The organism is Streptomyces sp. NPDC002574 (assembly GCF_042889545.1).
Classification (GTDB): domain Bacteria; phylum Actinomycetota; class Actinomycetes; order Streptomycetales; family Streptomycetaceae; genus Actinacidiphila.
On record NZ_JBIARB010000010.1, the window covers coordinates 1 to 25342 of the forward strand.

18 protein-coding genes, 1 pseudogene and 1 riboswitch are annotated in these 25342 nt (G+C 72.7%); of the genes and pseudogenes, 13 read left to right on the forward strand and 6 right to left on the reverse strand.

Annotation, left to right across the window (positions count from 1 at the left end):
• The 6 genes and pseudogenes from ACFYXS_RS24630 to ACFYXS_RS24655 all read left to right on the forward strand — a co-directional run.
• Positions 1-1092, forward strand: a pseudogene (locus ACFYXS_RS24630) (serine/threonine protein kinase); the annotation flags it as partial.
• Positions 1093-1213: 121 nt separating this feature from the next.
• Positions 1214-3073 carry a serine/threonine-protein kinase gene (locus ACFYXS_RS24635; RefSeq protein WP_389251709.1) on the forward strand — a complete coding sequence of 620 codons (1860 nt, stop codon included), beginning with the start codon at positions 1214-1216 and terminating at the stop codon, positions 3071-3073.
• An 81-nt stretch (positions 3074-3154) separates the two neighbouring features.
• Positions 3155-5053 carry a serine/threonine protein kinase gene (locus tag ACFYXS_RS24640; protein ID WP_389251711.1) on the forward strand — a complete coding sequence of 633 codons (1899 nt, stop codon included), beginning with the start codon at positions 3155-3157 and terminating at the stop codon, positions 5051-5053.
• Between the two features lie 97 nt (positions 5054-5150).
• Positions 5151-6578 (forward strand): serine/threonine-protein kinase, encoded by a 1428-nt coding sequence (locus tag ACFYXS_RS24645; protein ID WP_389251713.1) that lies wholly within the window; start codon positions 5151-5153, stop codon positions 6576-6578.
• A gap of 134 nt (positions 6579-6712) precedes the next feature.
• A complete protein-coding gene (locus ACFYXS_RS24650) occupies positions 6713-8332 on the forward strand; it encodes a succinic semialdehyde dehydrogenase (protein ID WP_389251715.1) in 1620 nt (539 codons plus the stop codon).
• A 14-nt stretch (positions 8333-8346) separates the two neighbouring features.
• Positions 8347-10161, forward strand: coding sequence for a GMC oxidoreductase (locus tag ACFYXS_RS24655; RefSeq protein WP_389251717.1), 1815 nt, complete (start codon positions 8347-8349; stop codon positions 10159-10161).
• 461 nt (positions 10162-10622) lie between these two features.
• Here ACFYXS_RS24655 and ACFYXS_RS24660 read toward each other — a convergent pair whose 3' ends face one another.
• The gene (locus ACFYXS_RS24660) at positions 10623-10925 is read right to left on the reverse strand and encodes a chorismate mutase (protein ID WP_389251719.1); all 303 of its coding nucleotides are present in this window, start codon (positions 10923-10925) and stop codon (positions 10623-10625) included.
• 277 nt (positions 10926-11202) lie between these two features.
• Between ACFYXS_RS24660 and guaA the strand changes: the two genes are divergently transcribed.
• The 3 genes from guaA (at position 11203) to ACFYXS_RS24675 (ending at position 14311) form a co-directional block, all read left to right on the forward strand.
• Positions 11203-12786 carry a glutamine-hydrolyzing GMP synthase gene (guaA, locus tag ACFYXS_RS24665; protein ID WP_389251721.1) on the forward strand — a complete coding sequence of 528 codons (1584 nt, stop codon included), beginning with the start codon at positions 11203-11205 and terminating at the stop codon, positions 12784-12786.
• 89 nt (positions 12787-12875) lie between these two features.
• A complete protein-coding gene (locus ACFYXS_RS24670; RefSeq protein WP_389251723.1) occupies positions 12876-13667 on the forward strand; it encodes a class II aldolase/adducin family protein in 792 nt (263 codons plus the stop codon).
• Positions 13668-13789: 122 nt separating this feature from the next.
• Positions 13790-14311, forward strand: a complete 522-nt coding sequence (locus ACFYXS_RS24675) for a DoxX family protein (RefSeq protein ID WP_389251725.1) — start codon at positions 13790-13792, stop codon at positions 14309-14311.
• Positions 14312-14375: 64 nt separating this feature from the next.
• Here ACFYXS_RS24675 and ACFYXS_RS24680 read toward each other — a convergent pair whose 3' ends face one another.
• Positions 14376-14627 carry a hypothetical protein gene (locus ACFYXS_RS24680; RefSeq protein WP_389251727.1) on the reverse strand — a complete coding sequence of 84 codons (252 nt, stop codon included), beginning with the start codon at positions 14625-14627 and terminating at the stop codon, positions 14376-14378.
• Positions 14624-15901, reverse strand: a complete 1278-nt coding sequence (locus ACFYXS_RS24685) for a PspC domain-containing protein (protein WP_389251729.1) — start codon at positions 15899-15901, stop codon at positions 14624-14626. The genes ACFYXS_RS24680 and ACFYXS_RS24685 overlap by 4 nt, the downstream gene beginning before the upstream one ends.
• Positions 15902-16010: 109 nt before the next feature.
• On the opposite strand from ACFYXS_RS24685, the gene ACFYXS_RS24690 reads away from it, so the two are divergent.
• Positions 16011-17318, forward strand: coding sequence for a PspC domain-containing protein (locus tag ACFYXS_RS24690; protein ID WP_389251731.1), 1308 nt, complete (start codon positions 16011-16013; stop codon positions 17316-17318).
• Positions 17315-17986 (forward strand): LuxR C-terminal-related transcriptional regulator, encoded by a 672-nt coding sequence (locus tag ACFYXS_RS24695; RefSeq protein WP_389251733.1) that lies wholly within the window; start codon positions 17315-17317, stop codon positions 17984-17986. The genes ACFYXS_RS24690 and ACFYXS_RS24695 overlap by 4 nt, the downstream gene beginning before the upstream one ends.
• 33 nt (positions 17987-18019) lie before the next feature.
• Here the strand turns inward: ACFYXS_RS24695 and ACFYXS_RS24700 are convergent, their stop codons facing one another.
• Entirely contained in the window at positions 18020-19093 is a 1074-nt protein-coding gene (locus ACFYXS_RS24700) for an NlpC/P60 family protein (protein ID WP_389251735.1), read from the reverse strand.
• Between the two features lie 340 nt (positions 19094-19433).
• Between ACFYXS_RS24700 and ACFYXS_RS24705 the strand changes: the two genes are divergently transcribed.
• A complete protein-coding gene (locus ACFYXS_RS24705) occupies positions 19434-19787 on the forward strand; it encodes a hypothetical protein (protein WP_389251737.1) in 354 nt (117 codons plus the stop codon).
• A gap of 25 nt (positions 19788-19812) precedes the next feature.
• Here the strand turns inward: ACFYXS_RS24705 and ACFYXS_RS24710 are convergent, their stop codons facing one another.
• Positions 19813-20946, reverse strand: coding sequence for an NlpC/P60 family protein (locus ACFYXS_RS24710; protein WP_389251739.1), 1134 nt, complete (start codon positions 20944-20946; stop codon positions 19813-19815).
• Between the two features lie 7 nt (positions 20947-20953).
• Positions 20954-21117, reverse strand: a riboswitch (cyclic di-AMP (ydaO/yuaA leader).
• Positions 21118-21412: 295 nt separating this feature from the next.
• On the opposite strand from ACFYXS_RS24710, the gene pcrA reads away from it, so the two are divergent.
• Positions 21413-23851 (forward strand): DNA helicase PcrA, encoded by a 2439-nt coding sequence (gene pcrA, locus ACFYXS_RS24715; protein ID WP_389251741.1) that lies wholly within the window; start codon positions 21413-21415, stop codon positions 23849-23851.
• 73 nt (positions 23852-23924) lie between these two features.
• Here the strand turns inward: pcrA and ACFYXS_RS24720 are convergent, their stop codons facing one another.
• On the reverse strand, positions 23925-25262 hold the full coding sequence (locus ACFYXS_RS24720; protein WP_389251743.1) for a peptidoglycan DD-metalloendopeptidase family protein: 1338 nt from the start codon (positions 25260-25262) through the stop codon (positions 23925-23927).
• Between the last annotated feature and the right edge of the window lie 80 nt (positions 25263-25342).

Genomic DNA, 25342 nt, shown 5'->3' on the forward strand with positions numbered 1-25342 from the left:
GAGCGGTTGACGGGTGGTGCGCCGGGTCCTGAGGCGGATCTGTGGGCGTTGGGGGCGACGTTGTTCCAGGCGGTGGAGGGGCGTTCGCCGTTCCGCCGGGACACGGCGATCGAGACGGCGTATGCGATTGCCACGGATGAGGTGCCGGTGGCGGGTCGTGCGGGTGCGCTGGCTCCGGTGATCGCGGGGTTGCTGGTGCGTGAGCCGGAGCGGCGGTTGTCGTCGCCGGAGGCGGAGCGGATGCTGCGGGCGGTGGCCGCCGAGACCACCACCGCCAACGTCCCCCGCGACGCCCTGACACACCCGCAGCCGCTGACCGGGCCGACCGCGGTCGTCCGTCCCCCGGCCGGTGGCGTGACCGCGCCCGTCACCGCCGCCGCGATGTCGCGGTACCAGCCGCAGGCTCCCGCCCCGGCACCTGCCCCGACTCCGCCGCCCGTCCGCCGTCGGCGCGCCCCGCTGTGGATCACCGTCGGTGTCCTGGTGGCGGCCCTCGCCGCGGGCGGCGTGTACGCGGGCCGGCACTTCGGCGGCGCGGACGACGCCGCGGCGGACTCGCCCGGACCGACGTCCCCCTCGGCGCCGCCGAGCACGCCGTCCACCTCCGCGCCCTCCTCGCCGTCCCCCTCGTACAGCCCGTCCCCCGTCCCGGACGGCTACCACCTCGCCGAGGAACCGGACCGCGGCTTCTCCGTGCCCATCCCCGACGGGTGGACGCGCCAGGTCAGCGACGACGGCCAGCAGATCATCTACGTCGACCCGACCCAGCTGGTCGGACTGCGCATCGGCACGCTGGACTTCGCCGGGCCCAGCCCGCTGCAGCACTTCAAGGACGAAGAGGCGCAGACGATCCCGAAGCTGGACGGCTACGAGCAGCTGCGCATGCAGAGCACGCAGTGGCGCGGACGGCCCGCCGCCATATGGGAGTTCACCTTCGAGGGCAAGGCGCGCACCTTCCGCGCGATCGACCTCGGATTCGGCGATCCCGGACAGCGGGAGTTCGCCGTCTACCTCTCCGCCCCGGCAGCCCAATGGGCCTCTGACCGGCGCGTGTTCGAGAACGCCGTTGCCGGACTCGTCCTGAACGACTAGCACAGGGTCAGGCCGGGGTGGGACCACGGGGCATTGTCAGGGATGATGGAGCTCTCCATCCCGCGGTCGCCGAAAGCAGGCGATGAGGGAGCTTCATCTTCAGCGACTGCAGAGGGAATTCATGGGTCAGGCGCATGACACCGACACCGACCACCGTCTCCTCGCCGGCCGCTACCGGCTGGGTGCCGTGCTCGGCAAGGGCGGCATGGGCACGGTCTGGCGGGCTGTCGACGAGACCCTGGGCCGTACCGTCGCCGTCAAGGAGCTCCGCTTCCCGGGCAATGTCGACGAGGACGAGAAGCGCCGCCTGATCACCCGCACCCTGCGGGAGGCCAAGGCGACCGCCCGCATCCGCAACACCGGCGCGATCACCGTCTTCGACGTCGTCGAGGAGGACGAGCGCCCCTGGATCGTGATGGAGCTGGTCGAGGGCCGCTCGCTGTCCGACGCGATCCGCGAGGACGGCCCGCTGACGCCCAAGCGCGCCGCCGAGGTGGGCCTGACCGTGCTGGACGTGCTGCGTGCCGCGCACAAGGAGGGCATCCTCCACCGCGACGTCAAGCCGTCCAACGTGCTGCTCGCCCAGGACGGCCGGGTCGTGCTGAGCGACTTCGGCATCGCCCAGATCGACGGCGACCCGTCGGTCACCTCCACCGGCATGCTCGTCGGAGCCCCCTCCTACATCTCGCCCGAGCGGGCCCGCGGCCAGAAGCCCGGCCCGCCGGCCGACCTGTGGTCTCTGGGTGCGCTGCTGTACGCGTGCGTGGAGGGCAGGCCGCCGTACGACAAGGGCTCCGCCATCGCGACCCTGACCGCCGTGATGACCGAGCAGCTCAAGACCCCCAGGAACGCGGGCCCGCTGGCCGGCGCGATCCAGGGGCTGCTCGCCAAGGACCCCGAGGAGCGCCTCGACGACGCGGCCGTGCGGCCGATGCTGACCGAGGTCGCCAACGCCCCGGTCGTCCCCGTCGCACCGGCCCCCGACGTCACCCGCGCCATGGCGGTGCCCACCGACCCGCAGCCGACGCCCACCGACGCGCCGCCCGCGACCCGCGAGGCCGCCGCCGACCAGGCCGCGCTGCGTGCCGCGAAGACCACGCCGGAGCCGGTGCCGGCTCCCGCGGCCGCCCCGGCCCCGGCGGCGGTCGCCTCGGTGCCCTTCACCCTGCCGCCCTTCCTGCAGGACGAGCGGCGCCGCCGGATCCTGCTGATCGTGGCGGGCGTGGTCGTGCTCGCCGTGCTCGGCACGCTCATCGGCGTCTGGGCGGCCGGCGGCGGCGAGGGCACGGGCTCCGGGGCGTCCCCCGGTCCCTCGGCCTCGTCCACGTCCTCGTCGAGCACCAAGTCCGGTGACAACGGCGGCGTCAAGGGCGACGACACGTCCGGTGACGGCAAGGGCAAGAACGAGGACGACGACAACTCCGGCTCGGGCAAGGGGTCCGGCGACTCCGGGTCCACCACCGAGCCTTCGTCCGGCGACACCTCGGGTTCCGGCAAGGGGTCCGACGACTCCGCCGGCTCGGTGCCGTCGGGATGGAAGCCCTACACCTCCGATGAGGGCGGCTTCTCGATCGCGCTGCCCGCCGGCTGGGCGGCGGACAGCAAGGGCAACGGCTACGGCAGCGGCCGGATATTCAACGCGAGCCACAGCCCGCGCGTCCAGGTCGACTGGACGACCACGCCCCGCAAGGACGCGGCGAAGGCCTGGCGCGACCAGGAGCCGAGCACGCGGGGCGCTTACCCCGGTTACGAGCGCATCGCCATCGCCCCGGTGTCCTGGCGCGGTTACCGCACCGTCGCCGACTGGACGTTCACCTTCACCTCCCACGGCACCAAGATGCGGGCGGTCAACCGCGGTTTCGTCACCGACGACACGCACGGGTACGCCATCCTTTTCACGGCCCCGGACGCCGACTGGAACAGCGCGCAGACCAAGGCGATGCTCGCCGCTCTGTACAACACCTTCAAACCGGCCAAGTGACGCCGCTCGAGCACGTATCGTGAATCATTGCGGACTGTCCGCATCCAGATCGGATCGGATCTGACGCTTTGGGGAGGCGTCGTGGACGACTACGCGGGACGGGTACTGGCCGACCGCTACCGCCTGCCGCGGCCGCCCGCCGATGAGTACGAACTGGTGGAGACCCGGGCCTTCGACACCTACAGCGGCCAGGAGGTGCTGATACGCCAGGTGCTGCTGCCGGAGGTCGTCGGTGCCGAGCCGGAGCCGTACCGAGGTGACGGCGGGGACACCGCGCGCCGGGCGCTGGAGGCCGCCCGCGCGGCGGCCGCGATACCCGACCACCCCAGGCTGGTGCAGGTCTTCGACATCTTCGTCGAGGACGGCAGCGTCTGGATAGTGAGCGAGCTGGTCTCCGCCCGCCCGCTCGCCGCGCTCCTGGCCGACAAGAAGCTGAGCCCGTACCGCGCCGCCGAGGTCGGCAACGACGTGCTGACCGCGCTGCGCGTGCTGCACGCCCACGGCTGGACCCACCGCAATGTCACCGCCGGCACCGTGCTGGTCTGCGACGACGGCCGCGCGATGCTCTCCGGCCTCGCGGTCGGCGCCGCCCAGGAGGCGCTGTGCGGCTACAACACGCTGCCGGTGCCCGCGCTCGCGGGCGGCGGCGAGGAGGAGGCGGGCGGCGCCGGCTGGGAGGGCCCGCACTCGGTGCTGGAGCTGGAGCGCGCCCGGCAGGCCCGGCTCACCGTGGTCGGCCCGGTCACCGAACGCTGGGCCCCGGAGCAGGCCACCGAGGTCCACGAGAACTGGCAGCTGGCACCTCCGGTCGGCCCCGCCGCCGACCTGTGGGCGCTGGGCTCGCTGCTCTTCCGCAGTGTGCAGGGCCATCCGCCGTTCCCGGAGGAGTCCACGAACGAGCTGGTGCAGCTCGTCGTCGCCGAGCCCCCCGCGTTCGCCGAGGAGTGCGGCCCGCTGCGGCCCGTCGTGGAGTCCCTGCTGCGGCAGGACCCCGAGGAGCGGCCGGACGTGGAGGAACTGCGCGGCTGGCTGCGCTCCCTGGTGCGCTCCGCTCCTGAGCCGGATCTCGGGCTGCGCACCGTGCCGGTGCCCGCCGACGACGCGCACAAACTGCCCATCGTGCGGCGCCGGGGCGAGCTCGTCCGCCGCCGCAGGGCCGCCGCCGATCCGGTGCCGGTACCCATGGCCCACGGCCGCCACAAGCGGTCAAAGGATCGCAAGCGGGGCGGGCGGGGGCCGCGCACGCTCGGGCTGATGCTCGTCGCGCTGGTCCTGGCGCTGCTGGCCGCGGCCGTGGTCTACGCCGTGGTCTTCCTGCCCCGCGCCGGTGGCACGGCCGACGAGGGCGGATCGAGCCCGTCCCGCACCCTGCCCGCACAGGTGCCCGGTGGCGACGACAAGCCGCAGGGTTCGCAGGGCCCTTCCGCCCCGTCGTCCAGGACCTCGCCGTCGCGGACGCCGACGAGCAGGGCGCCCGCGAGCAGCGTGCCGCCCACCCGGTCCGCGCCCCCCGGCAACACGGTGACCACCGGTCTCGGCGGCGACTTCCAGCTGCGCACCGACCCGGAGGGCTTCCACCTGGCCGTGCCCAACGGCTGGCAGCGCAGCGGCAGGAACGGCGACGGCCAGGTCCGCTACACCGGCGGGGACTACCAGCTGCTCGTCGTCCCCGGCCGCGACTCGGCCGCCGCCAAGGGCGGCGATCCCATGGCGTACCAGAACGACGAGCCGGAGCTGGCGGGCTTCCGCGCCTCCGGCTGGTCCTCGGCCTCCGGGCTGCGCCGCCTCGACATGGGCGGCATCCCCGCGGCGGAGGGGGAGTTCAGCTGGAGCGACGCCTCCGGGCAGCAGCTCTTCGCGCGCAACCTGGTGATGATCCGGGACGGCAAGTACCACGTCGTGCTGGTCGTCGGTCCGGACAACCGCCGCTCGGACGTCAAGCGGTACTTCGAGAAGGCGGCCGAGACCTACGGCACCTGACCCGTCCCACGCAGGTCCCGCGCCGGTCCCGTGCGCGGAACGGGACCGGAACCGGAACGGACGGTCGCGGCGTCGAACAGCCCGTGGGGGCAGCGGAATGATCGGAAGCGCGAGCGGCAGCGGCAGCGTGGTGGCCGGACGGTACCGGCTGGGCGACCTGATCGGCAGCGGTGGCATGGGCCGGGTCTGGGAGGCCCAGGACGTCGTGCTGCGCCGCACCGTCGCGATCAAGGAGCTGACCCTCGGCGCCCATCTCGCCGAGGAGGACCGGGCACTGCTGCAGACCCGCATGCAGCAGGAGGCCCGCGCGGCGGCCCGGATCAACCACCCGGGCGTGGTCACCGTCCACGACGTGGTCGAGCAGGACGGCCGCCCGTGGATCGTCATGGAGCTCGTGGACGGCCGCTCCCTGGAGGAGACGGTCCGCGAGCAGGGCCCGCTCGCCCCGCGCGAGGCCGCCCGGGTCGGCGCCGCCGTGCTCGACGCGCTGCGCGCCGCGCACGCCGCGGGCGTCCTGCACCGCGACGTCAAACCGGCCAACGTGCTGCTCGCCCGCGACGGCCGGGTGCTGCTGTCGGACTTCGGCATCGCCGTCGTCGAGGGTGATTCGGCCATCACACGCACCGGCGAACTCGTCGGCTCCGTCGACTACCTGGCCCCCGAGCGGGCCCGTGGCGGCCGGCCGGGGCCCGAGTCCGACCTGTGGTCGCTGGGCGCGACGCTCTACGCCGCGGTCGAGGGCCGCTCCCCGTTCCGCCGTACCTCGCCGATCGGCACGCTGCAGGCGGTGGTGTACGAGGAGCCGCCCGAGCCCCGCACCGCGGGACCGCTGCGGCCGGTGATCACCGGCCTGCTGCAGAAGGAGCCGGCCGCCCGGACGCCCGCGGGGCAGCTCGCCACCACGCTGGCGGTCGTGGCCGCGGGCGGGTCGCACCACGGCGGGCCGCGGGTGCGGCGCAGGGTCCTCGCGGCGGTCGCCGTGCCGGTGGCGGCTGCGCTGCTCGCGGCCGCCGTCGTCGTGGCCGTGCTGCACGACGGGGGCGGCGACACCGCGGCCGGTGCGACCGGCGGGGTGCCCGCCGGGTACGTGCGCGTCACGGACCCGGCCGGGTTCAGCGTGGCCGTACCGCGCGGCTGGAAGCGGCAGTTGGACGGCGACCAGATCGACTACACGCCCGACAACGGCGCGCACCGGCTGCGCATCGGGATCGAGAGCCGCCCGGCGGACCCCAATCCGTACATGCACCTGCTCGCGCTCGAGAAGGACGTCCGCGCGCTGCCCCGCTACACCCGCGTGCGGCTGCACCAGAACACCTTCCGCGAGGGCGACGGCGCGCTGTGGGAGTTCACCTGGACCGCCGGGAAGGAGAACCCCGGGCCGCGCCGCGCGGTCGACCAGGCGTACCGCGCCCCCGACGGCACCGAGTACGCGATCTACATGGGCGCCCCGGCCGCCGACTGGCCCGCGTCCCTCGCCCGGTTCCAGGTCGCGCTCCAGACCTGGCGGGCCGAACCGCGGTCCTGACGGCGCCCTTTTCCGCCCCTGGCGTCCCGGCCGGGACGGCCCTGCGGCGTTCTTGCCAGCTTTTGCTGGCGTAATTGTGAAAAGTAGCTACTGACGGGTATGCACGCGGTGCCGTCCCGCCGTACTCTCCCGCCATGACGGACTTCCCCCCAAGTGGTCCCGCCGGTCCGGCCGGCGACGGCAACCCGGTCGCCCCCGCCGGTACCAGGACGGCCGCCGACGTGGTGACCCCCGAACTGGTCGCACGGCTCACCCGGGGCGTGGGCGGCAGCGGCCGCACCGCGAACCACTCGCCCATGACCGGCGAGACGCTGGCGGAGCTGCCCGAGTCGACGCCGGACGACGTGGCGGCGGCGTACGAGCGGGCCCGGGAGGCGCAGCGGGCCTGGGCGGCGACCCCGGTCCGCAAGCGCGCCGCGGTGCTGCTGCGGTTCCACGACCTGGTCCTGCGCCGGCAGGCCGAGGTGCTGGACCTCATCCAGCTGGAGACCGGCAAGACGCGGCTGCACGCGCACGAGGAGGTGCAGGCCGTCGCCGTCGCCGCCCGCCACTACGGGCTGAAGGCCCCGTCGTACCTGCGGCCCAAGCGGCACACCGGCGCGATCCCGGTGCTGACCAAGGTCGGCGAACTGCGCCACCCGCGCGGTGTGGTCGGGCAGATCGCCCCCTGGAACTACCCCCTGGAGCTGTCCATCGGCGACGCGCTGCCCGCCTTCGTCGCGGGCAACGCCGTGGTCATGAAGCCCGACACCGAGACCGCGCTGACCGCCCTGTGGGCGCGCGAGCAGCTGATCGAGGCCGGGCTGCCGGCCGACGTCTGGCAGATCGTGATCGGCGAGGGCCCGGTCGTCGGCCCCGCCGTGGTCGAGCACGCCGACTACGTGTCGTTCACCGGCTCGACCCGCACCGGCCGCGACGTCGCGACCCGCGCCGCCGCCCGCCTGATCGGCGTTTCCCTCGAACTGGGCGGCAAGAACGCCCTGTTGGTGCTGGAGGACGCCGACCTGGACAAGGCAGCCGAGGGCGCGGTCCGCGCCTGCTTCTCCTCCGCCGGGCAGCTGTGCATCTCCATCGAGCGGCTCTTCGTCCACGCGTCGGTCGCCGACGCCTTCCTGGAGCGCTTCACCGCCCGCACCCGGGCCCTCAAGCTCGGCACCGCCCTCGCCTACGGCGCCGGGATGGGCTCGCTGGCCGGCGAGCGCCAGCTGGAGACCGTCACCCGGCACGTGGAGGAGGCCGTCGCCAAGGGCGCGACCGTCCTCACCGGCGGCCGGCCGCGCCCCGACGTCGGCCCGTTCTTCTTCGAGCCGACGGTCCTGGACGGTGTGGAGGCCCCGATGGCGGTCTGCACCGAGGAGACCTTCGGCCCGGTCGTCTCCGTCTACCGCTTCACCGACGAGGACGAGGCCGTCGAGCGCGCCAACGCCACGCCCTACGGCCTCAACTCCAGCGTGTGGACCAAGGACGCCCGCCGTGGCGCCCGCGTCGCCGCCCGCCTGCGCAGCGGCACCGTCAACGTCAACGAGGGCTACTCGTCCGCCTACGGCAGCGTGCGCTCCCCGATGGGCGGCATGAAGGACTCCGGCCTCGGCCGCCGGCACGGCTCCGAGGGCATCCTGAAGTACACCGAGGCGCAGACCGTGGCCACGCAGCGACTGCTGCCGATGGCCCCGTCACTGGGCATGGACGACGCGGCGTACGCGGCCTTCATGAGCCGCAGCCTCCGCGTGATGAAGGCACTGAGGCTCCGCTGATGGGGGACGAGCCGATGGCACAGACCCGGGACGACGGACAGGACCACCACCACGACCAGCACCAGGACCTCGACTACGACGTGATCGTGGTCGGGTCCGGCTTCGGCGGGGCCGTCTCCGCGCTGCGCCTGACCGAGAAGGGCTGGAAGGTCGGCGTCATGGAGGCGGGCCGCCGCTGGACCCGCGAGTCCCTGCCGAAGAACTCCTGGCACGTCAAGGACTACCTGTGGGCCCCGGCCCTCGGGTTGTACGGGATCCAGCGCATCCACCTGCTCGACAACGTCATGATCCTGGCCGGCGCCGGCGTCGGCGGCGGCTCGCTCAACTACGCCAACACCCTCTATGTGCCGCCGAAGGCGTTCTTCGAGGACCGCCAGTGGGGCCGCATCACCGACTGGCGGGAAGAGCTCGCGCCCTACTACGACCAGGCCAAGCGGATGCTGGGCGTGCGCCTCAACCCGACCATGACCCCCTCCGACGTCCACCTCAAGGCCACCGCCGAGAAGATGGGCGTCGGCGACTCCTTCCACATGGCCCCGGTCGGCGTGTTCTTCGGCGACGGCCAGGACGCCGGGGGCGACGCCAAGGCCGCGCCCGGCGGCGAGGTGCCCGACCCGTACTTCGGTGGCGAGGGGCCGTCCCGGCGGGCCTGCACCGAGTGCGGGGAGTGCATGACCGGCTGCCGGCACGGCGCCAAGAACACCCTCAACGAGAACTACCTGCACCTCGCCGAGAAAGCGGGCGCGGTGATCCACCCGATGACCACGGTCACCGCGCTGGAGGAGAACCCCGGCGGCGGCTATGACGTCTCCGTCGTCCCCACCGACCGCCGCAAGGCCGCCCCCCGCGTGCTGCGCGCCCGGTACGTGATCGTCGCGGCCGGCACCTACGGCACGCAGACGCTGCTGCACCGCATGCGCGACGCGGGCCGGCTGCCCGGTGTCTCGGCCCGGCTCGGTGAGCTGACCCGCACCAACTCCGAGGCCCTGGTGGGCGCGCAGACCGACAGCCGCCGCTACCGCAGGCGGACGGGCGAGCAGACGGTGGACTTCACGCGGGGCGTGGCCATCACGTCCTCGATCCACCCGAACGACAACACCCACATCGAGCCGGTCCGCTACGGCAAGGGCTCCAACTCGATGGGCGGCCTGTCCATCCTGCAGGTCCCGCACGGCACGAAACTGCCCCGCGGCCTGGCCTACCTGGCGCACTGCGTCCGCCACCCGGTGCTGCTGATGCGCTCGCTGTCCAACCGCCGCTGGTCCGAGCGCACCATCATCGGCCTGGTCATGCAGTCCCTGGACAACTCGCTGACCACCTACCGCAAGCCCAAGGGCCTGGGGAAGGGCCTGCTCACCGCCCGCCAGGGCCATGGCGCGCCCAACCCGGACTTCATCCCCGAGGGCGCGGAGGCGGCCCGGCTGCTGGCCGAGGAGATCAACGGCTTCGCGGGCAGCAATGTCGGCGAGTTGATGGGCACCCCGCTCACGGCGCACTTCCTGGGCGGCTGCGCGATCGGCGAGGACGCGGAGCACGGCGTCATCGACCCGTACCACCGGCTGTTCGGGCACCCCGGCATCCATGTGGTGGACGGTGCGGCCGTGTCGGCCAACCTCGGCGTCAACCCGTCGCTGACCATCACCGCGCAGGCGGAACGGGCGATGTCGCTGTGGCCCAACAAGGGTGAGGCGGATCCGCGTCCGGCCCAGGGCGAGGCCTATCGCCGGGTCACGCCGGTCGAGCCGAAGCAGCCGGTCGTCCCGCAGGACGCCTTCGGCGCCCTGCGCCTGCCGCTGCTCCCGGTCCCGCCGGTGCCCCCGAAGTCGTGACGGACGGCGACTCACTCGATCGTGGGCCGGATGTCTGCCCAAGTGCCGCGAAATGAGTAGTGTGTTCCTCGCAGAGCGGCCGGCCCCCGGCGTCCCCGGAGCCGACCGCCACTTTCGAGTCGTGACCGGGCTGCTGTCCCCTGCCGTCCGGTCACATCCACCGGAACGAGGTCCCACGGCGGGCCCGCGGTGCTTCCACTAGGCGCGGGCGCGCCTCATCGTTCCGATGCCACCCCGCCCAGCTGCGTCTGAGCGGTGTCCACGCGTGGTGTCCTGCTTTTCGACGTCTTGTTGTCCTGCTGTCCCTGCTACCCCTGGCCCGGGGTGACCGCGCCTGGCTGGCACGGACACCGGATTCAACGAAGGCACCCGGAGGCGGTCACGTGCCGTACGGGTGATGCCCCCCGAACGGGTCACACGGCCCGTCCGGGGGCGGCCTCCGCCCACGGCGCCCGAACGTCTCAGACGCGGCCGCGGCACAGCTCCAGCAGGGTCATCGCCAGCGCGGTGCCGGGCCTGCCCAGCTCACCGCGGAAGCGGCCGAGGACCTGCATCTCGCGGGCCAGGTGCACCCGGCGGCCGCCGGAGGCGATCCGGGCCCGCTGGATGCCGGCCGAGACCGTCATCCGTTCCCGGATCAGCGCGATGAGCCGGGCGTCGAGGTCGTCGATGCGCTGCCGGGCGCCGGCGATCACGGTCTCGGCGTCCGGGGTGCGCTCCTGCTCGGGCCGTTCCCGACCGGTGGGTGCTGCCGTGCCGCTCATGGTCTCTCCTCGGGGGTCTGGGCGCCTGACCTGCCCGGGGAGGCATACGCCAAGCACCCCGGGCCGTGTGGCCCGGGGCGCCTGGTGACGTCTGGAATGCGTTTCCGCGATCAGACAGCACGACCATGGCAGCCGGACCAGTCGGTGCCATAGGTAAACGCGAAGTGCGTGCTGCTGAACATGGCGGACAGTGTGACTCCTCGGGGCGGGGAAGTAAAGCCGTGGGCCCCGGTAGAATCGGCAGGGACCCCACGTTCGACCCGCCGGAAGGCCCACCGTGGCATCAGCGACCCCAGCCGCCCCCGACACCGTTCTCGTCGTCGACTTCGGGGCGCAGTACGCGCAGCTCATCGCCCGTCGTGTCCGCGAGGCCCGGGTCTACAGCGAGATCGTGCCGAGCACCATGCCGGTGCAGGAGATGCTGGCCAAGCGGCCCGCCGCGATCATCCTGTCCGGCGGACCGTCCTCGGTCTACGCCGAGCACGCCCCGCGGCTGGACCGCGCCCTCTTCGAGGCCGGCGTCCCGGTCTTCGGCATGTGCTACGGCTTCCAGCTGATGGCGATCACCCTCGGCGGCACCGTCGACAACACCGGTGCCCGTGAGTACGGGCGCACGCCGCTGCACGTCGGCAAGACCGGCTCGACGCTCTTCGAGGGCACCCCGGCCGAGCACTCGGTGTGGATGTCGCACGGCGACACCTGCTCCGCCGCCCCCGAGGGCTTCGCGGTCACCGCGACCACCGACCTCGTGCCCGTCGCCGCCTTCGAGGACGACGAGAAGAAGCTCTACGGCGTCCAGTACCACCCCGAGGTGCTGCACTCCGAGCACGGCCAGCAGGTGCTGGAGCACTTCCTGTACCGGGGCGCGGGCATCGCGCCGAACTGGACCACGCACAACGTGGTCGAGGAGCAGGTCGCCGCGATCCGCGCCCAGGTCGGCGACAAGCGCGCGATCTGCGGCCTGTCCGGCGGGGTGGACTCCGCGGTCGCCGCCGCCCTGGTCAACAAGGCCATCGGGGAGAAGCTGACCTGCGTCTACGTGGACCACGGCCTGATGCGCAAGGGCGAGTCCGAGCAGGTCGAGAAGGACTTCGTCGCGGCCACCGGCGTGCAGCTGAAGGTCGTCGACGCCGAGGAGCGCTTCCTCGCCGCGCTCGCCGGGGTCTCCGACCCCGAGGAGAAGCGCAAGATCATCGGCCGGGAGTTCATCCGGGTCTTCGAGCAGGCCGCGAGCGAGATCGTCGCCGAGGCGGGCGCGCACGGCGAGTCGGTGGAGTTCCTGGTCCAGGGCACGCTCTACCCGGACGTCGTGGAGTCCGGCGGCGGCACCGGCACCGCCAACATCAAGTCCCACCACAACGTGGGCGGCCTCCCCGAGGACCTGCAGTTCCAGCTCGTCGAGCCGCTGCGCAAGCTGTTCAAGGACGAGGTCCGCATGGTCGGCCAGGAGCTCGGCCTGCCGGAGGAGATCGTCCAGCGCCAGCCCTTCCCGGGCCCGGGCCTCGGCATCCGCATCGTCGGCGAGGTCACCAAGGAGCGGCTGGACCTGCTGCGCGACGCCGACGCCATCGCCCGCGAGGAGCTCACCGCGGCCGGTCTGGACCGCGACATCTGGCAGTGCCCGGTGGTCCTCCTCGCCGACGTCCGCTCGGTCGGTGTCCAGGGCGACGGCCGCACCTACGGTCACCCGATCGTGCTGCGCCCGGTCTCCAGCGAGGACGCCATGACCGCCGACTGGTCGCGGCTGCCCTACGAGGTGCTGGCCCGCATCTCCACCCGCATCACCAACGAGGTCGCGGACGTCAACCGGGTCGTGCTGGACGTCACCAGCAAGCCGCCGGGCACCATCGAATGGGAGTGAGCCCCTGAGTGGGGCCGGCTTGGGGCGGTACGGGGGAAACCTCGTATCGCCCCTGTTCATCTGCCGTACCTCCAGGTAACTTCCGCGCCATGACCGACACCGCGCCGCAGCCCGTACCGCCCGACCAGTTGCATTTCGCCCTGCCGCCGACGTTCGAGGACCCGGCCGAGGAGCGGCGGCACCGCAAGGAGCGACTGGCGGCGGCGTTGCGGGCGTTCGGCCGGATGGGGTTCGAGGAGGGCGTGTCGGGCCACATCACGGTCCGCGACCCGGAGTTGACCGACCACTTCTGGGTCAACCCCTTCGGGGTGCCCTTCGCGCACGTCGCCGTCGGCGAGTTGATCCTGGTCAACCAGCAGGGTGCGGTGGTCGAGGGGCGTCACCACGTCAACCAGGCCGCGTTCACCATCCACGCGCATGTGCACCTGGCGCGTCCCGACGCGGTGGCCGTCGTCCACAGCCACTCCACGTACGGCAGGGCGCTGGCGGCGCTCGGCGAGCGGCTGGAGCCGATCAGCCAGGAGGCGTGCGCCTTCTACGAGGACCACGCGGTGTACGACTCCTACACCGGCGTGGTGGTCGACGACGCCGAGGCGCGGCGCATCGCCGTGGTGCTCGGCACCCACAAGGGAGTGATCCTCCGCAACCACGGGCTGCTGACGGTCGGGGAGACGGTGGACGCCGCCGCATGGTGGTTCATGACCATGGAGAAGGCCTGCGAGGTGCAGCTCAGCGCCAAGGCGGCGGGCACGCCGGTGCTCATCGGCCACGACGACGCGGTGGCCACCCGCGAGCAACTGGGACACGATCTGGTCGCCTGGATCAACTATCAGCCGACATATGAGCGGATAGCCCGCCAGGATTCCGAGCTTTTTGATTGAACGATTGACCGTTGGCGTACGTATCCGGCTATGGCGCTCCCGGAGAATCGTCCGGGAGGGGGCATCGGGCCGGGCGTGGACGTGAGAGGGCGGACGTCATGAGTGTGACGGGTACAGCGGGAATGAGCGGAACACGAGACTCGGGGACGGATCCCTCACAGGGACCGTGGCGGGACACCGCCCGGCGCTACGCGCTGCTGCCCCTGCGCATCTTCCTCGGCGTGACCTTCGTCTACGCCGGCTTCGACAAACTGCTGTCGGACACCTTCTTCACCGACTCCGCGCCGGGCTCCCTGGTCGGCACCCTCAACGGGGTGCGCGGCAGCGCCGCCATCCCAGCGATGATCGACCTGGCCCTGAAGAGCCCGCACGGCTTCGGCTACGCCATCGCCTTCGGCGAGGTCGCGGCGGGCGTCGGCATCCTCATCGGACTGCTGAGCCGCATCGCCGCCCTCGGCGGCGCCCTCATCTCGCTGAGCCTGTGGCTCACGGTCAGCTGGGCCACCCAGCCCTACTACTACGGCAACGACCTGATCTACCTGATGGCGTGGCTCCCCCTGATACTCGCCGGGGCGCCGCAGTTGTCGGTGGACGCGGCCATCGCCCGCCGCAGGGGACGCGGGGGGCGCCGGCTCTACGGCTGAACCGTACGGACCGGTGCGCAGCGGCCAGTGAGGGGCGGGGCGCCCCTTGCCGGCCCCTGCGCGTCTACCGGCGGCCGCCGTGGTGACGGCCCGGGGAGTCCGAGAGCTCCGGGGGCGGCCCGCCGCGGCGCGCACGGGCCGAACGGGCGATGAACGCACCGAGCGCCGCCAGCCCGAGGCCGGCGGAGGTCATGGGGACGGCGACGCGCGGCGGCAGGACGAGCGTGCCTGCGGCGTCCAGCAGGAACACCGTGGCCAGGGCCAGCAGCACCAGCGCGGTGAAGAGGGCCGAAGGGCGGAAGCGGTGCCGGTTCACTGGATCACCTGTACCTGACCGACACCCATCTCGACCTCCAGTTCCAGCGTCCCGGCGGACTTCTTCCCGTCCGCCGGCTCCAGCCTGACCGTCTTGTCCACTCCGGGCTGCACGTCGACGTCCTCCTCCGCGTCACCCGGCAGTCGGACGTCGCCGAGGCCCACGCTCACGTGCAGCGCCAGGGTGACGTCCGCCGGGACCTTGACGACGATCTGTCCCGCGCCGACCTGGGCGCGGGTCGAGACGGTGCGTCCCCCGGGTTCGAGCCGGGACAGGTCCAACGTCGCCTGACCCGTGCCCAGTTCGTAGGAGTCCTGTACGGAGGCGACCGTGGAGGGAGTCCAGGTGCGGTGCTCCCACTCGTGACCGACGGACTTCGGCAGCACCGACGCGCCGACCAGCAGGGCCGCGGTGAGCACGACCGCGAAGACCGTGCCGCCGCCGAGCCGTCCCCACCATCCGCTCACCGCGAAGCCGAGGCCGAAGACGGCCAGCGCGGCGGCGAGTCCGATCTGCAGGGCGGTACCGAGCGGCTGCGAGTTCCAGGTCGCGGCGACGCAGGCGGTGGCGGCCGCCACCGCGAGGAAGAACACCGGCACCCCCAGCCAGGCCCCCTCGCGACGGACCGCCTGCCGGCGCCGCCGCCACTCGTGGCGGTCGCGCTCGTCGTCCGCGGGTCCGTCGTCCGGCCCCCACAGATAGCCCCCGCCGCCCGCCGCGCCCGCGGCGGAGACGGAGTCCTCGAAGGGGCCGTCCTTCCACCACGCCGAGGTGACCGGGGCGGGCGGCGGCTGGGTGGGCGGCGGCGGGGCGGTGCCCGGTACCGGGGCCTGGGCCGTCCGCTGCCGGTGCTGCGACCAGTACACGGCGCCGGCGAACGCGGCCACCAGCCCCAGGGAGAACGCCAGGTTGCCCCCGCTGCCGAGCAGCGACAGGAACAGCCCGCAGCCCACCAGGGCCATCAGCACGGCGGTCAGGGCGGCGCCCTCCACACGGCCGGACAGCAGCCGGTGCGCCTCGCTCTCGGCCGGCTCGCCGTTCTCACCGGCCCCCTCGGCCGGGATCAGCAGCCAGCCCAGGCCGTACGCCACCAGCCCGAGGCCGCCGGTGAGCGCGAGCACGCCGAGCACGATCCGGAAGACCACCGGGTCGATGTCGAAGTACCGCCCCGCCCCCTCGCAGACGCCCGCGATCACCTTCCGCCCGCGGCTGCGGGTGAGCCTGCGCCGCTGCGGGGCCGCCTCGGGCGTGCCTTGCGTGTACTGCTCCGTCATGGCTCCATGGTGGCGGCCCGCGGGCCCCGCCGGTATCCGGAACGACCCTGACCGGGCATGGGGGCCAACCCTGATACCCACCGTCCGCGAAACGTGTGACGATCGGGGCATGTCACCCGCCGGCCCGCAGACACCCCCGTCCACCGGGGCGTCGTACTTCGCCCCGCCGGACCCGGCCGAGCCGCAGGTCCGCAAGCTGTACCGCAGCTCCGAGGGACGCATGATCGGCGGTGTGGCCCGCGGTCTGGCCGGGCACCTCGGGCTGCCGGTGGCGTGGGTGCGGGTGGTCTTCGTCGTGCTGGCCACCATCCAGGGTCTGGGCATCCTGCTGTACGCGGTCTTCTGGTTCGTCGTGCCGCTCGGCGTCGGCGGGGTCGTGGAGGCCAAGGAGCCGCGAGACGCCCGCTCGTGGCTCGCCGGGCGGCGGCCCGACCGGGGCCAGATCGTCGCGCTGCTCGCGCTCGCCGTGGGCCTCGGCATCCTGCTGGACAACCTCGACCTCGGCGCCGCCAACGCCTACGTCTGGCCGCTGCTGCTGATCGGCCTCGGCGTCGCGCTGGTGTGGCGGCAGGCGGACAACGCCCGCCGCGCCCGCTGGGCCGAACTCAGCCGCGGCAAGCGGCTGCTGCCCGTCGCGCGCGGCGCGGCCGGGGTGATCCTGGTGGGCGTCGGGGTGACCGGTTTCCTCGTCGTGCAGGGCTCGGTCAGCCACCTCGGCACCATCCTGCAGGCCGCGCTCGCCGTGCTCGTCGGCGTCGCGCTCATCGCCGGCCCCTACCTCGTGCGCATGACGCAGGACCTGTCGGCGGAGCGCCTCGCGCGCATCCGGGCCCAGGAACGGGCCGAGGTCGCCGCGCACGTCCACGACTCGGTCCTGCACACCCTGACCCTGATCCAGCGGCACGCCGACGACCCGCGCGAGGTGGCCCGGCTGGCCCGCGCGCAGGAACGCGAGCTGCGAGCCTGGCTCTACCGTCCCGAGGGCAACGGCCGGGAGGACGAGCCGACCACCGTGGCCGACGCGGTGCGCCGCGCCGCGGCGGAGGTGGAGGACGCGCACGGCGTTCAGGTCGAGGTGGTGTGCGTCGGCGACTGCCCGCTGGACGAGCGGCTGGTCGCGCAGATGCAGGCGGCCCGCGAGGCCATGGTCAACGCCGCCAAGTACGGTGGCGACGAGCCGGTGCAGGTGTACGCGGAGGTCGAGGGGGACAGGGTCTTCGTGTCCGTGCGCGACCGGGGCCCCGGCTTCGACCTGGACGACGTACCGTCGGACAGGATGGGCGTACGCGAGTCCATCATCGGCCGGATGAGGCGAAACGGCGGCGAGGCGCGGCTGCGCCCCGCGCCGGGCGGGGGGACGGAAGTGGAGCTGGAGATGGAGCGGCAGCAGGACTCGGGAGCAGGGAGGCCGTCATGACCGACGATCGGCGCGTGAGGGTCGTCCTCGTCGACGACCACCGGATGTTCCGCACCGGGGTCCAGGCCGAGATCGGCGAGACCGAGCGGACCGGCGTGGACGTGGTCGGCGAGGCCGCCGACGTCGACCAGGCGGTCGCGGTCATCACCGCGACCCGGCCCGACGTGGTGCTGCTCGACGTCCACCTGCCGGGCGGCGGCGGGGTCGAGGTGCTCAAGCGCTGCGCGGGACTGAGCGCGGACCCCGAACACCCCGTGCGTTTCCTGGCGCTGTCGGTCTCCGACGCCGCCGAGGACGTCATCGGCGTGATCCGCGGCGGTGCCCGCGGCTACGTCACCAAGACCATCACCGGTCCCGACCTGGTCAATTCGGTCTTCCGGGTCGCCGACGGCGACGCGGTTTTCTCGCCCCGGCTGGCCGGCTTCGTCCTGGACGCCTTCGCCTCCACCGACGCCCCTCCGGTCGACGAGGACCTGGACCGGCTCACCCAGCGCGAGCGCGAGGTGCTGCGGCTGATCGCCCGCGGCTACGCCTACAAGGAAGTGGCCAAGCAGCTCTACATCTCCGTCAAGACGGTCGAGTCGCACGTCTCGGCGGTGCTGCGCAAGCTCCAGCTCTCCAACCGGCACGAGCTCACCCGCTGGGCCACCGCGCGCCGGCTGGTCTGAGCGAGGGGCATCAAGCGGGGGACCACGCGGGGATCACGCCGGGCGGGTGGCCCCCGCGAAGGGCATCTGGTCGACGGGGGCGATCTTCACCACGTCGCCGGTGCGCGGGGCGTGGATCATCATGCCGTTGCCGATGTACAGGCCGACGTGGCTGATCCCGGAGTAGAAGAAGACCAGGTCGCCGGGGGCCAGTTCGGAGCGGGAGATCCGGCTGCCGGCGTTGATCTGCGTGTACGTCGTGCGCGGCAGCTCCACCCCGGCGGACCGCCAGGCGGCCTGCGTGAAGCCCGAGCAGTCGTACGAGGACGGGCCGGTGGCGCCCCAGACGTAGGGCAGGCCGAGGGAGTCGTACGCGAAGGAGACGGCGCGCGCGGCGCGGGCGTTGGGGGCCACCGCGGGCGCCAGCGCCGACCGTGAGCCCGCGGCGACCGCGCGGCCGGCCCGCCCGCCGGAACGGGTCGCGCCCTGGCCACCGTCCGCCAGGACGGCGGCCCGCTGGCCCGCCGTGAGCCCGTCCAGCAGGCGCTGCGCGGAGGCCAGGCGCTCCTGCACGGTGCGCTTGTGGCGGGCCAGTTCGGCGCGGGAGCGGCGCAGCTCGTCGAGTTCGGTCCCGGCCTCGGTGCGCAACTGCTCGATCTCGCGCCGCTGGGAGCCGAGGGCGTGCAGCGCGGCGTTCTGACGGCTGCTCATGCGGTCCAGCAGTCCGGCCCGTTCGAGGTACTGGTCGGGCGAGGAGGCCAGGGCGAGCTGCATGGCAGGATCCACGCCGCCGCTGCGGTACTGGGCGGTGGCGATCGAACCGAGTCCGTCGCGGGTGCGGTTGAGGCGCTCGGTCCTGCGGGCGAGTTCGTCCTGCAGGTCGTCGATCCGGTGCTGGACCGTGTCGGCCTTCTCCTTCGCCCCGTTGTACCGCTCGGTGGCCTGCTCGGCCTCCTGGTAGAGCCGGTCCACCCGGGCCTTGGCCTCGGAGGTGGTCAGCCGTGGTTCGGCGTGCCCGGTCTCACCGAACACCGTCACCGAGGCCGCTCCCGCGATGGCGAGGGTGGCGGCCGTGCGCGCGGTGGAGCCGGTGAGAGTGCGCTCCTTGGGCTTTCTGTGCGACGCCACGCGCCGTCACTCCTTCCGAGCTGCCGGACTTGCTGCCCGCGGTCCGGCGGCGGACGGACGGGGAGCCGCGCCGCCGCCGGACCTTCGGCGGGGGTGGCCGATGCCGACGACGAGTCCCGCCGGCAGTGGGGATCGGCCACCTGGGGCAGGACGCTAAACCTGTGCGTCGGCAGCCGGCGGTGGAGTGTGCGGGACTGGTCCGATTCGGCCACTACCTGATCCCCGATGACCGCTGTTCGACGGGTGACCTGGTCATTCGCGGTCCAGCCGTGACCGATGCGCCGGAAGGGGCCCACCTCGGTGCCGAATGCTGATACGGGCGTGGTTAGGGTCCTGAGCCATGGACGTACTCATCAACCTCGTCGTCGGCCTGCACATCATCGGCATCGCCGCCCTGCTCGGCGGCTTCCTCACCCAGATGAAGGCCATGGGCCGCGGCGACGCGCGCTTCGTGCCGGGCATGCTGCACGGGGCGCTCACCATGCTGGTCACCGGGGCGCTGCTGGTCGGGCTCAACCAGGCCGACGACCAGCCGGTGAACAACGTCAAGATCGGCGTGAAGCTGGCCGTCCTGGTGGTCGTCCTCGGCCTCGTCTACGTCAAGCGCGACGACGAGAAGGTGTCGGCGGCGGCCTTCGGCGCCGTGGGCGCGCTGACCACCGCCAACATCTTCATCGCCGTGCTCTGGACCTGAGCCCCTCAGCGGGGAGGCGGGGGACTCAGGCCATCCGGGCGTAGCCGTAGATCGGCATCTCGGTGATCGGGGCGATCTTCACCACGGTTCCCGTGTGGGGCGCGTGGATCATCTGGCCGCCGCCGATGTAGAGGCCGACGTGGGTCACGTCCGAGTAGAAGAAGACCAGGTCGCCCGGTTGCAGCTGGTCCGCGGTGACGCGGGAGCCGAAGTCGACCTGGTCGTAGGTGGTGCGGGGGATGGAGACGCCCGCGGCGGCCCAGGCGCCCTGGGTCAGGCCGGAGCAGTCGAAGGAGTTGGGGCCGGTGGCCCCGTACACGTAGGGCTTGCCGATCTGGGCACGGGCGAAGTCGATCGCCTTCTCCGCCTTGGCGGCGTAGGTGCCCGACGCCGTCGAGGTCGTGGTCGAACCGCCTCCCGCGACCGACGTGCCCCCGGCCGCCTTCCGCGCCGCCTCCTCCTTGGCGGCGATGGCACGGGCCTTGTCCGCGGCCTCCTGCTCGCGCTTCTTCTCCAGTGCGGCCAGCCGCGCCTTCTCCTGGGCCGTCAGGGTGTTGAGCAGTTGCTGCGCGGCGGCCAGCTTCTGCTTGACCGCCCGCTTCTCCGTCGCCAGCCGCGTCTGCGCCTCGGTGAGCTTCTGCAGGCTCTGGACGGCCTCCGTGCGCTTCTGCGTGGTCGCCTCCTGCTGCGTGCGGAAGGCCTCCATCGCGTGCTCCTGGCGGTCGGACAGGCGGTTCATCAGGTGCGCCTGGTCCAGGAACTGCTGCGGGTCGGAGGTGAGCAGGAAGGTCGTCGTGCCGTCCAGACCGCCGCCGCGGTACTGGGCCGAGGCGTACTCGCCGATCGTGCGGCGGGCGTCGTTGAGCGTCTGCGTCCTGCGGGCCACCTGGTCGAGCAGTTGGTCGGCCTGCGTCCGCTGCCTGTCGGTCTGCTCCTTGGCGCCGTTGTAGCGCTCGGTGGCCGCCTCGGCCTGGTGGTAGAGCGCGTCCACCTTGGCCTTGACCTCGGTGATGGACGGCTTGTCGGGGGAGGCGGGCGCCGCGCTGGCGCTCTCGCCGAGGAGGGTGACGGTCGCCAGTGCGGCGGTCGTGAGCCCCACGGCCGTGCGCGGGCCGGGGACGGTGAGCATGCGGGGGCGCGGCTTGCGGTGCGTCGCCAAGTCGGACGGCTCCTTCCGTGGACCGCCTACCGGGTTAGCTGTCGGGTTCGGGCTTCGGAAGGCCGCCCTACGGTCGTCCGGGCGCACGCGCGGTGCGCCCGTACGGACCGATTCACCCCAAAGTGGTGGGTCCCCGGCTCCGGCGGTCGCCGGACTCAGCGGAGGCGGCCGTGACGGCTCGGTCGCCGCCGTTCGGTGCGGACCGCCTGAGGGGGCACGCTAGTCAACTGGGGTGGCTCCTGGGAAGGCTGGTGTTCGAATTGTCCGCAATCATTTCGTGACCTTTACGCATCCGGGCCGTTGCCCGCCCCTCCGGTGGTACTACGGCGGCCCTCTCGCACCCCTCCGGCGGCTGCCCGGCGTCCCTCCGGCCGCTCTCCGGCACGCGCCGCCGCGGGCCCCGCGTCCGCCGGGCTCCTCGAAGCGGCGCACCGGTGTCGGTCCCACCGCCTAGACTCGGGAGGCGATGAGCAGCCTCTTTGACGACAGCTTCCTGGCCGGCTTCGAACCGCGGGAGGAGCACCCGCCGCCCCCCGAGGAGGAGGCCGAAGCGGTTCCGCACGACCTCTTCGAGGGGCGCTTCGACGCGCCCGCGGACCGGGACGCCTACTACCGGGACGGCGCGCCGCGCCCCGCCGTCGACCCCGCCGCGCTGCTGGACGGGCTCAACGAGCAGCAGCGCGCCGCCGTCGAGCACACCGGCTCCCCGCTGCTCATCGTCGCGGGCGCCGGCTCCGGCAAGACCCGGGTGCTCACCCACCGCATCGCCCATCTGCTGGGCGCCCGCAAGGTGCACCCCGGTCAGATCCTGGCGATCACCTTCACCAACAAGGCCGCCGGCGAGATGAAGGAGCGCGTCGAGCAACTCGTCGGCCCGCGCGCCAATGTGATGTGGGTCTCCACCTTCCACAGCGCCTGCGTCCGCATCCTGCGCCGGGAGTCCAAGAAGCTCGGCTTCACCTCCAGCTTCTCCATCTACGACGCGGCCGACTCCAAGCGCCTGATGGCGCTGGTCTGCCGCGACCTGGACCTGGACCCCAAGCAGTTCCCGCCGAAGTCCTTCAGCGCCAAGGTCTCCAACCTCAAGAACGAGCTCATCGACGAGGAGACCTTCGCCGACCAGGCGGAGAACCCCTTCGAGAAGAAGCTCGCCGAGGCCTACGCGATGTACCAGTCGCGGCTGCGCGAGGCCAACGCGCTCGACTTCGACGACATCATCATGACCACGGTCAACCTGCTCCAGGTCTTCCCGGACGTCGCCGAGCACTACCGGCGCCGCTTCCGGCACGTCCTGGTCGACGAGTACCAGGACACCAACCACGCGCAGTACACCCTGGTGCGCGAACTGGTCGGCACGGCGAGCGGAGACGCGCAGGAGGGCGGCGAGGGGCCGGCCGAGCTGTGCGTGGTCGGCGACGCCGACCAGAGCATCTACGCCTTCCGCGGCGCCACCATCCGCAACATCCTCCAGTTCGAGGAGGATTACCCCCAGGCGCGCACGATCCTGCTGGAGCAGAACTACCGCTCCACCCAGAACATCCTGACCGCCGCCAACGCCGTCATCGAGCGCAACGCCTCCCGCCGCCCCAAGAACCTGTGGACGGAGGCCGGCCAGGGTCCGGTCATCACCGGCTACGTCGCCGACCAGGAGCACGACGAGGCGCAGTTCATCGCCGACGAGATCGACCGGCTGACCGACGCGGGCGACGCGCGGCCCGGCGAGGTCGCGGTCTTCTACCGCACCAACGCGCAGTCCCGTGTCTTCGAAGAGGTCTTCATCCGCGTCGGCCTGCCGTACAAGGTCGTCGGCGGAGTCCGCTTCTACGAGCGCAAGGAGGTCCGGGACGTCCTGGCCTACCTGCGCGTGCTCGCCAACCCCGAGGACACCGTCCCGCTGCGCCGCATCCTCAACGTGCCCAAGCGCGGCATCGGCGAGCGCGCCGAGGCGATGATCGACGCCCTGGCCTCGCGCGAGCGGATCTCCTTCCCCGCGGCGCTGCGCCGGGTCGACGAGGCCTACGGCATGGCCGCCCGCTCGTCCAACGCCGTCAAGCGCTTCAACGAGCTGCTGGAGGAACTGCGCACGGTCGTCGACTCCGGCGCCGGCCCCGCCACTGTCCTGGAGGCGGTGCTGGAGCGCACGGGCTACCTGGCCGAGCTCCAGGCCTCCACCGACCCGCAGGACGAGACCCGCGTCGAGAACCTCCAGGAACTCGCGGCGGTGGCCCTGGAGTTCGAGCAGGAGCGCACCGAGGAGGAGCCCGGCACGCTCGCCGAGTTCCTGGAGCGCGTCGCGCTGGTCGCCGACTCCGACCAGATCCCGGACGACGAGGAGGGGGGCGGCGTCATAACGCTGATGACCCTCCACACCGCCAAGGGCCTGGAGTTCCCCGTGGTCTTCCTGACCGGCATGGAGGACGGGGTCTTCCCCCACATGCGCGCGCTCGGCCAGACCAAGGAGCTGGAGGAGGAGCGCCGGCTCGCCTACGTCGGCATCACGCGGGCGCGGCAGCGGCTGTACGTGACGCGGGCGAGCATGCGCAGCGCGTGGGGCCAGCCGTCGTACAACCCGCCCTCCCGCTTCCTGGAGGAGATCCCGGAATCGCTCATCGAGTGGCGGCGCACGGGGTCCTCCCCGACACCGTCCGCCTCGGTGTCGGCGGCGGCCTCGATGCTGTCGCGGTCCTCGTCCAAGGGCGGCCCGTCCGGCTTCGCCACCCGGCGTACCCAGGACCGGCCGGTCATCGCGCTGACGGTGGGGGACCGGGTCAACCACGACACCTTCGGGCTGGGCACGGTCGTCTCCGTCGACGGCAGCGGTGAGAAGGCCAAGGCCACCATCGACTTCGGCGACGAGCGGCCGAAGGTGCTGCTGCTGCGCTACGCGCCGGTGGAGAAGCTCTAGCGGACCGGGATTGCCGGTGCGGCTTCCCGTGGGGGAGCCGCACGGGCGCCTGGACGTACTCTGCAGGAGGGGCTCAGCGCGGGTCGAGGCCGTGCTTGAGCAGCCACGGCAGCGGGTCGATCGCCGAGCCACCGGCCGGGCGGACCTCGAAGTGCAGGTGCGGTCCGGTGGAGTTGCCCGAATTGCCGGAATAGGCGATGACCTCGCCGGCCTTGACGCTGCCCCAGCGGATCTTGGTGCTGCTCAGATGGCAGTACCAGGTCTCCGTGCCGTCGGGCGCGGTCACTATGGCCATGTTGCCGTAGGCGCTGTTCCACTGCGTGCGGACGGTGCCGTCGGTCGCGGCCATCACGGGCGTGCCGTAACTGACCGGGAAGTCGATGCCCGTGTGGACCGACATCCAGTTGACGCCCGCCTGACCGAAGTACGCGCTCAGGCCGTGCTCGGTCACCGGGAGCAGGAACTTCGGGCGCAGCGCCTCCTTGCGGGCGGCCTCCTGCGCCTTCTTCTTCCGCTCCGCTGCCTGGCGCTCCTTGATGTCCAGGCGCTCCTGGGTGCGGCTGGCGCGGGAGGCGAAGTCGTCGACGTCCCGGTTCACCCCGGCCAGCTGCTGGTCGAGCTTGGTGGTGGGCGTCTTGGCGCCGCCGACGATGCCGTCCGCCTGCGTCGTGCTGGTGTCGCCCTCCTCCGTGTTGACGGTCACGGCGGCGGCGCAGGCCGCGACGCCCATGACGGCGACGGAGGGGACGGCGACGGTCAGCAGCGCCGAGCGGCGGGCCGGGCGGCGCCGGCGGCTGCCGGCGCGGGGGCGCGGGAGGACGGGCGCGCCGTCCGGGTCCCCGTCGTATCCGGTGTCGTCGGCGCGGTGCGCGGAGTCGTACTCCTCTTCCGGCTCGGCGGGGTGCGGGTCCTCGGCGTCGTGCTCGTCGAACGGGTAGGCGTCCTCGCCGTCCGCCCAGTCCTCCGCGGCGGTCCCGTGGGGACCGGCCTCCGGCTCGCGGGCGTGGGGCACGTACGCCTGGGGTTCGTGCGGGAGGTGTTCATGGGGGAGCGGCTCGTGCGGGAGGGCGGGCTCCGGCTCCTGGTACTCGTACACCGGGGCGTGCTCGTACGCCGTGTAGTCGTACGTCTCGGCCGCGGGCTGCGCGTACCAGGTGCCCGTGGCCGCGCCGGCGGGGTCGCCGTAACCGGCCGTGGGGTCCTGGGGCTGCCAGTAGGCGGTCGCGGTGGTGTCCCACGAGCCGGTGGCCTGGGTGCCGGTGTCGTACGCGGGGTACCCCTGGCACGAGCCGAACAGCGGGTCGTCATCCGTGTGGACAGCGCCTGCGGACGGGTACGAGGCGCTGGAATAGCCCTCGTGCCCGTAGGCGTTGTACTCGGGGGCATACCCCGACGGGTGACGGTCGTTCACCGCTTCTCTTTCGCCTCGGCAGCAGGAGAATTAGCGGCGACTGTATCCCCCTGCGGCCGACGGCGACAATCTTCGGCGGG

Excerpts from the sequence above, each read along its gene's own strand:
- ACFYXS_RS24635 (WP_389251709.1), top strand. The coding sequence starts at position 1,214 with ATGGGTCAGGCGCATGACACCGACACCGACCACCGTCTCCTCGCCGGC.
- ACFYXS_RS24645 (WP_389251713.1), top strand. The coding sequence starts at position 5,151 with ATGATCGGAAGCGCGAGCGGCAGCGGCAGCGTGGTGGCCGGACGGTAC.
- ACFYXS_RS24650 (WP_389251715.1), top strand. The coding sequence starts at position 6,713 with ATGACGGACTTCCCCCCAAGTGGTCCCGCCGGTCCGGCCGGCGACGGC.
- ACFYXS_RS24655 (WP_389251717.1), top strand. The coding sequence starts at position 8,347 with ATGGCACAGACCCGGGACGACGGACAGGACCACCACCACGACCAGCAC.
- ACFYXS_RS24660 (WP_389251719.1), bottom strand. The coding sequence starts at position 10,925 with ATGAGCGGCACGGCAGCACCCACCGGTCGGGAACGGCCCGAGCAGGAG.
- ACFYXS_RS24670 (WP_389251723.1), top strand. The coding sequence starts at position 12,876 with ATGACCGACACCGCGCCGCAGCCCGTACCGCCCGACCAGTTGCATTTC.
- ACFYXS_RS24675 (WP_389251725.1), top strand. The coding sequence starts at position 13,790 with ATGAGCGGAACACGAGACTCGGGGACGGATCCCTCACAGGGACCGTGG.
- ACFYXS_RS24685 (WP_389251729.1), bottom strand. The coding sequence starts at position 15,901 with ATGACGGAGCAGTACACGCAAGGCACGCCCGAGGCGGCCCCGCAGCGG.
- ACFYXS_RS24690 (WP_389251731.1), top strand. The coding sequence starts at position 16,011 with ATGTCACCCGCCGGCCCGCAGACACCCCCGTCCACCGGGGCGTCGTAC.
- ACFYXS_RS24695 (WP_389251733.1), top strand. The coding sequence starts at position 17,315 with ATGACCGACGATCGGCGCGTGAGGGTCGTCCTCGTCGACGACCACCGG.
- ACFYXS_RS24705 (WP_389251737.1), top strand. The coding sequence starts at position 19,434 with ATGGACGTACTCATCAACCTCGTCGTCGGCCTGCACATCATCGGCATC.
- pcrA (WP_389251741.1), top strand. The coding sequence starts at position 21,413 with ATGAGCAGCCTCTTTGACGACAGCTTCCTGGCCGGCTTCGAACCGCGG.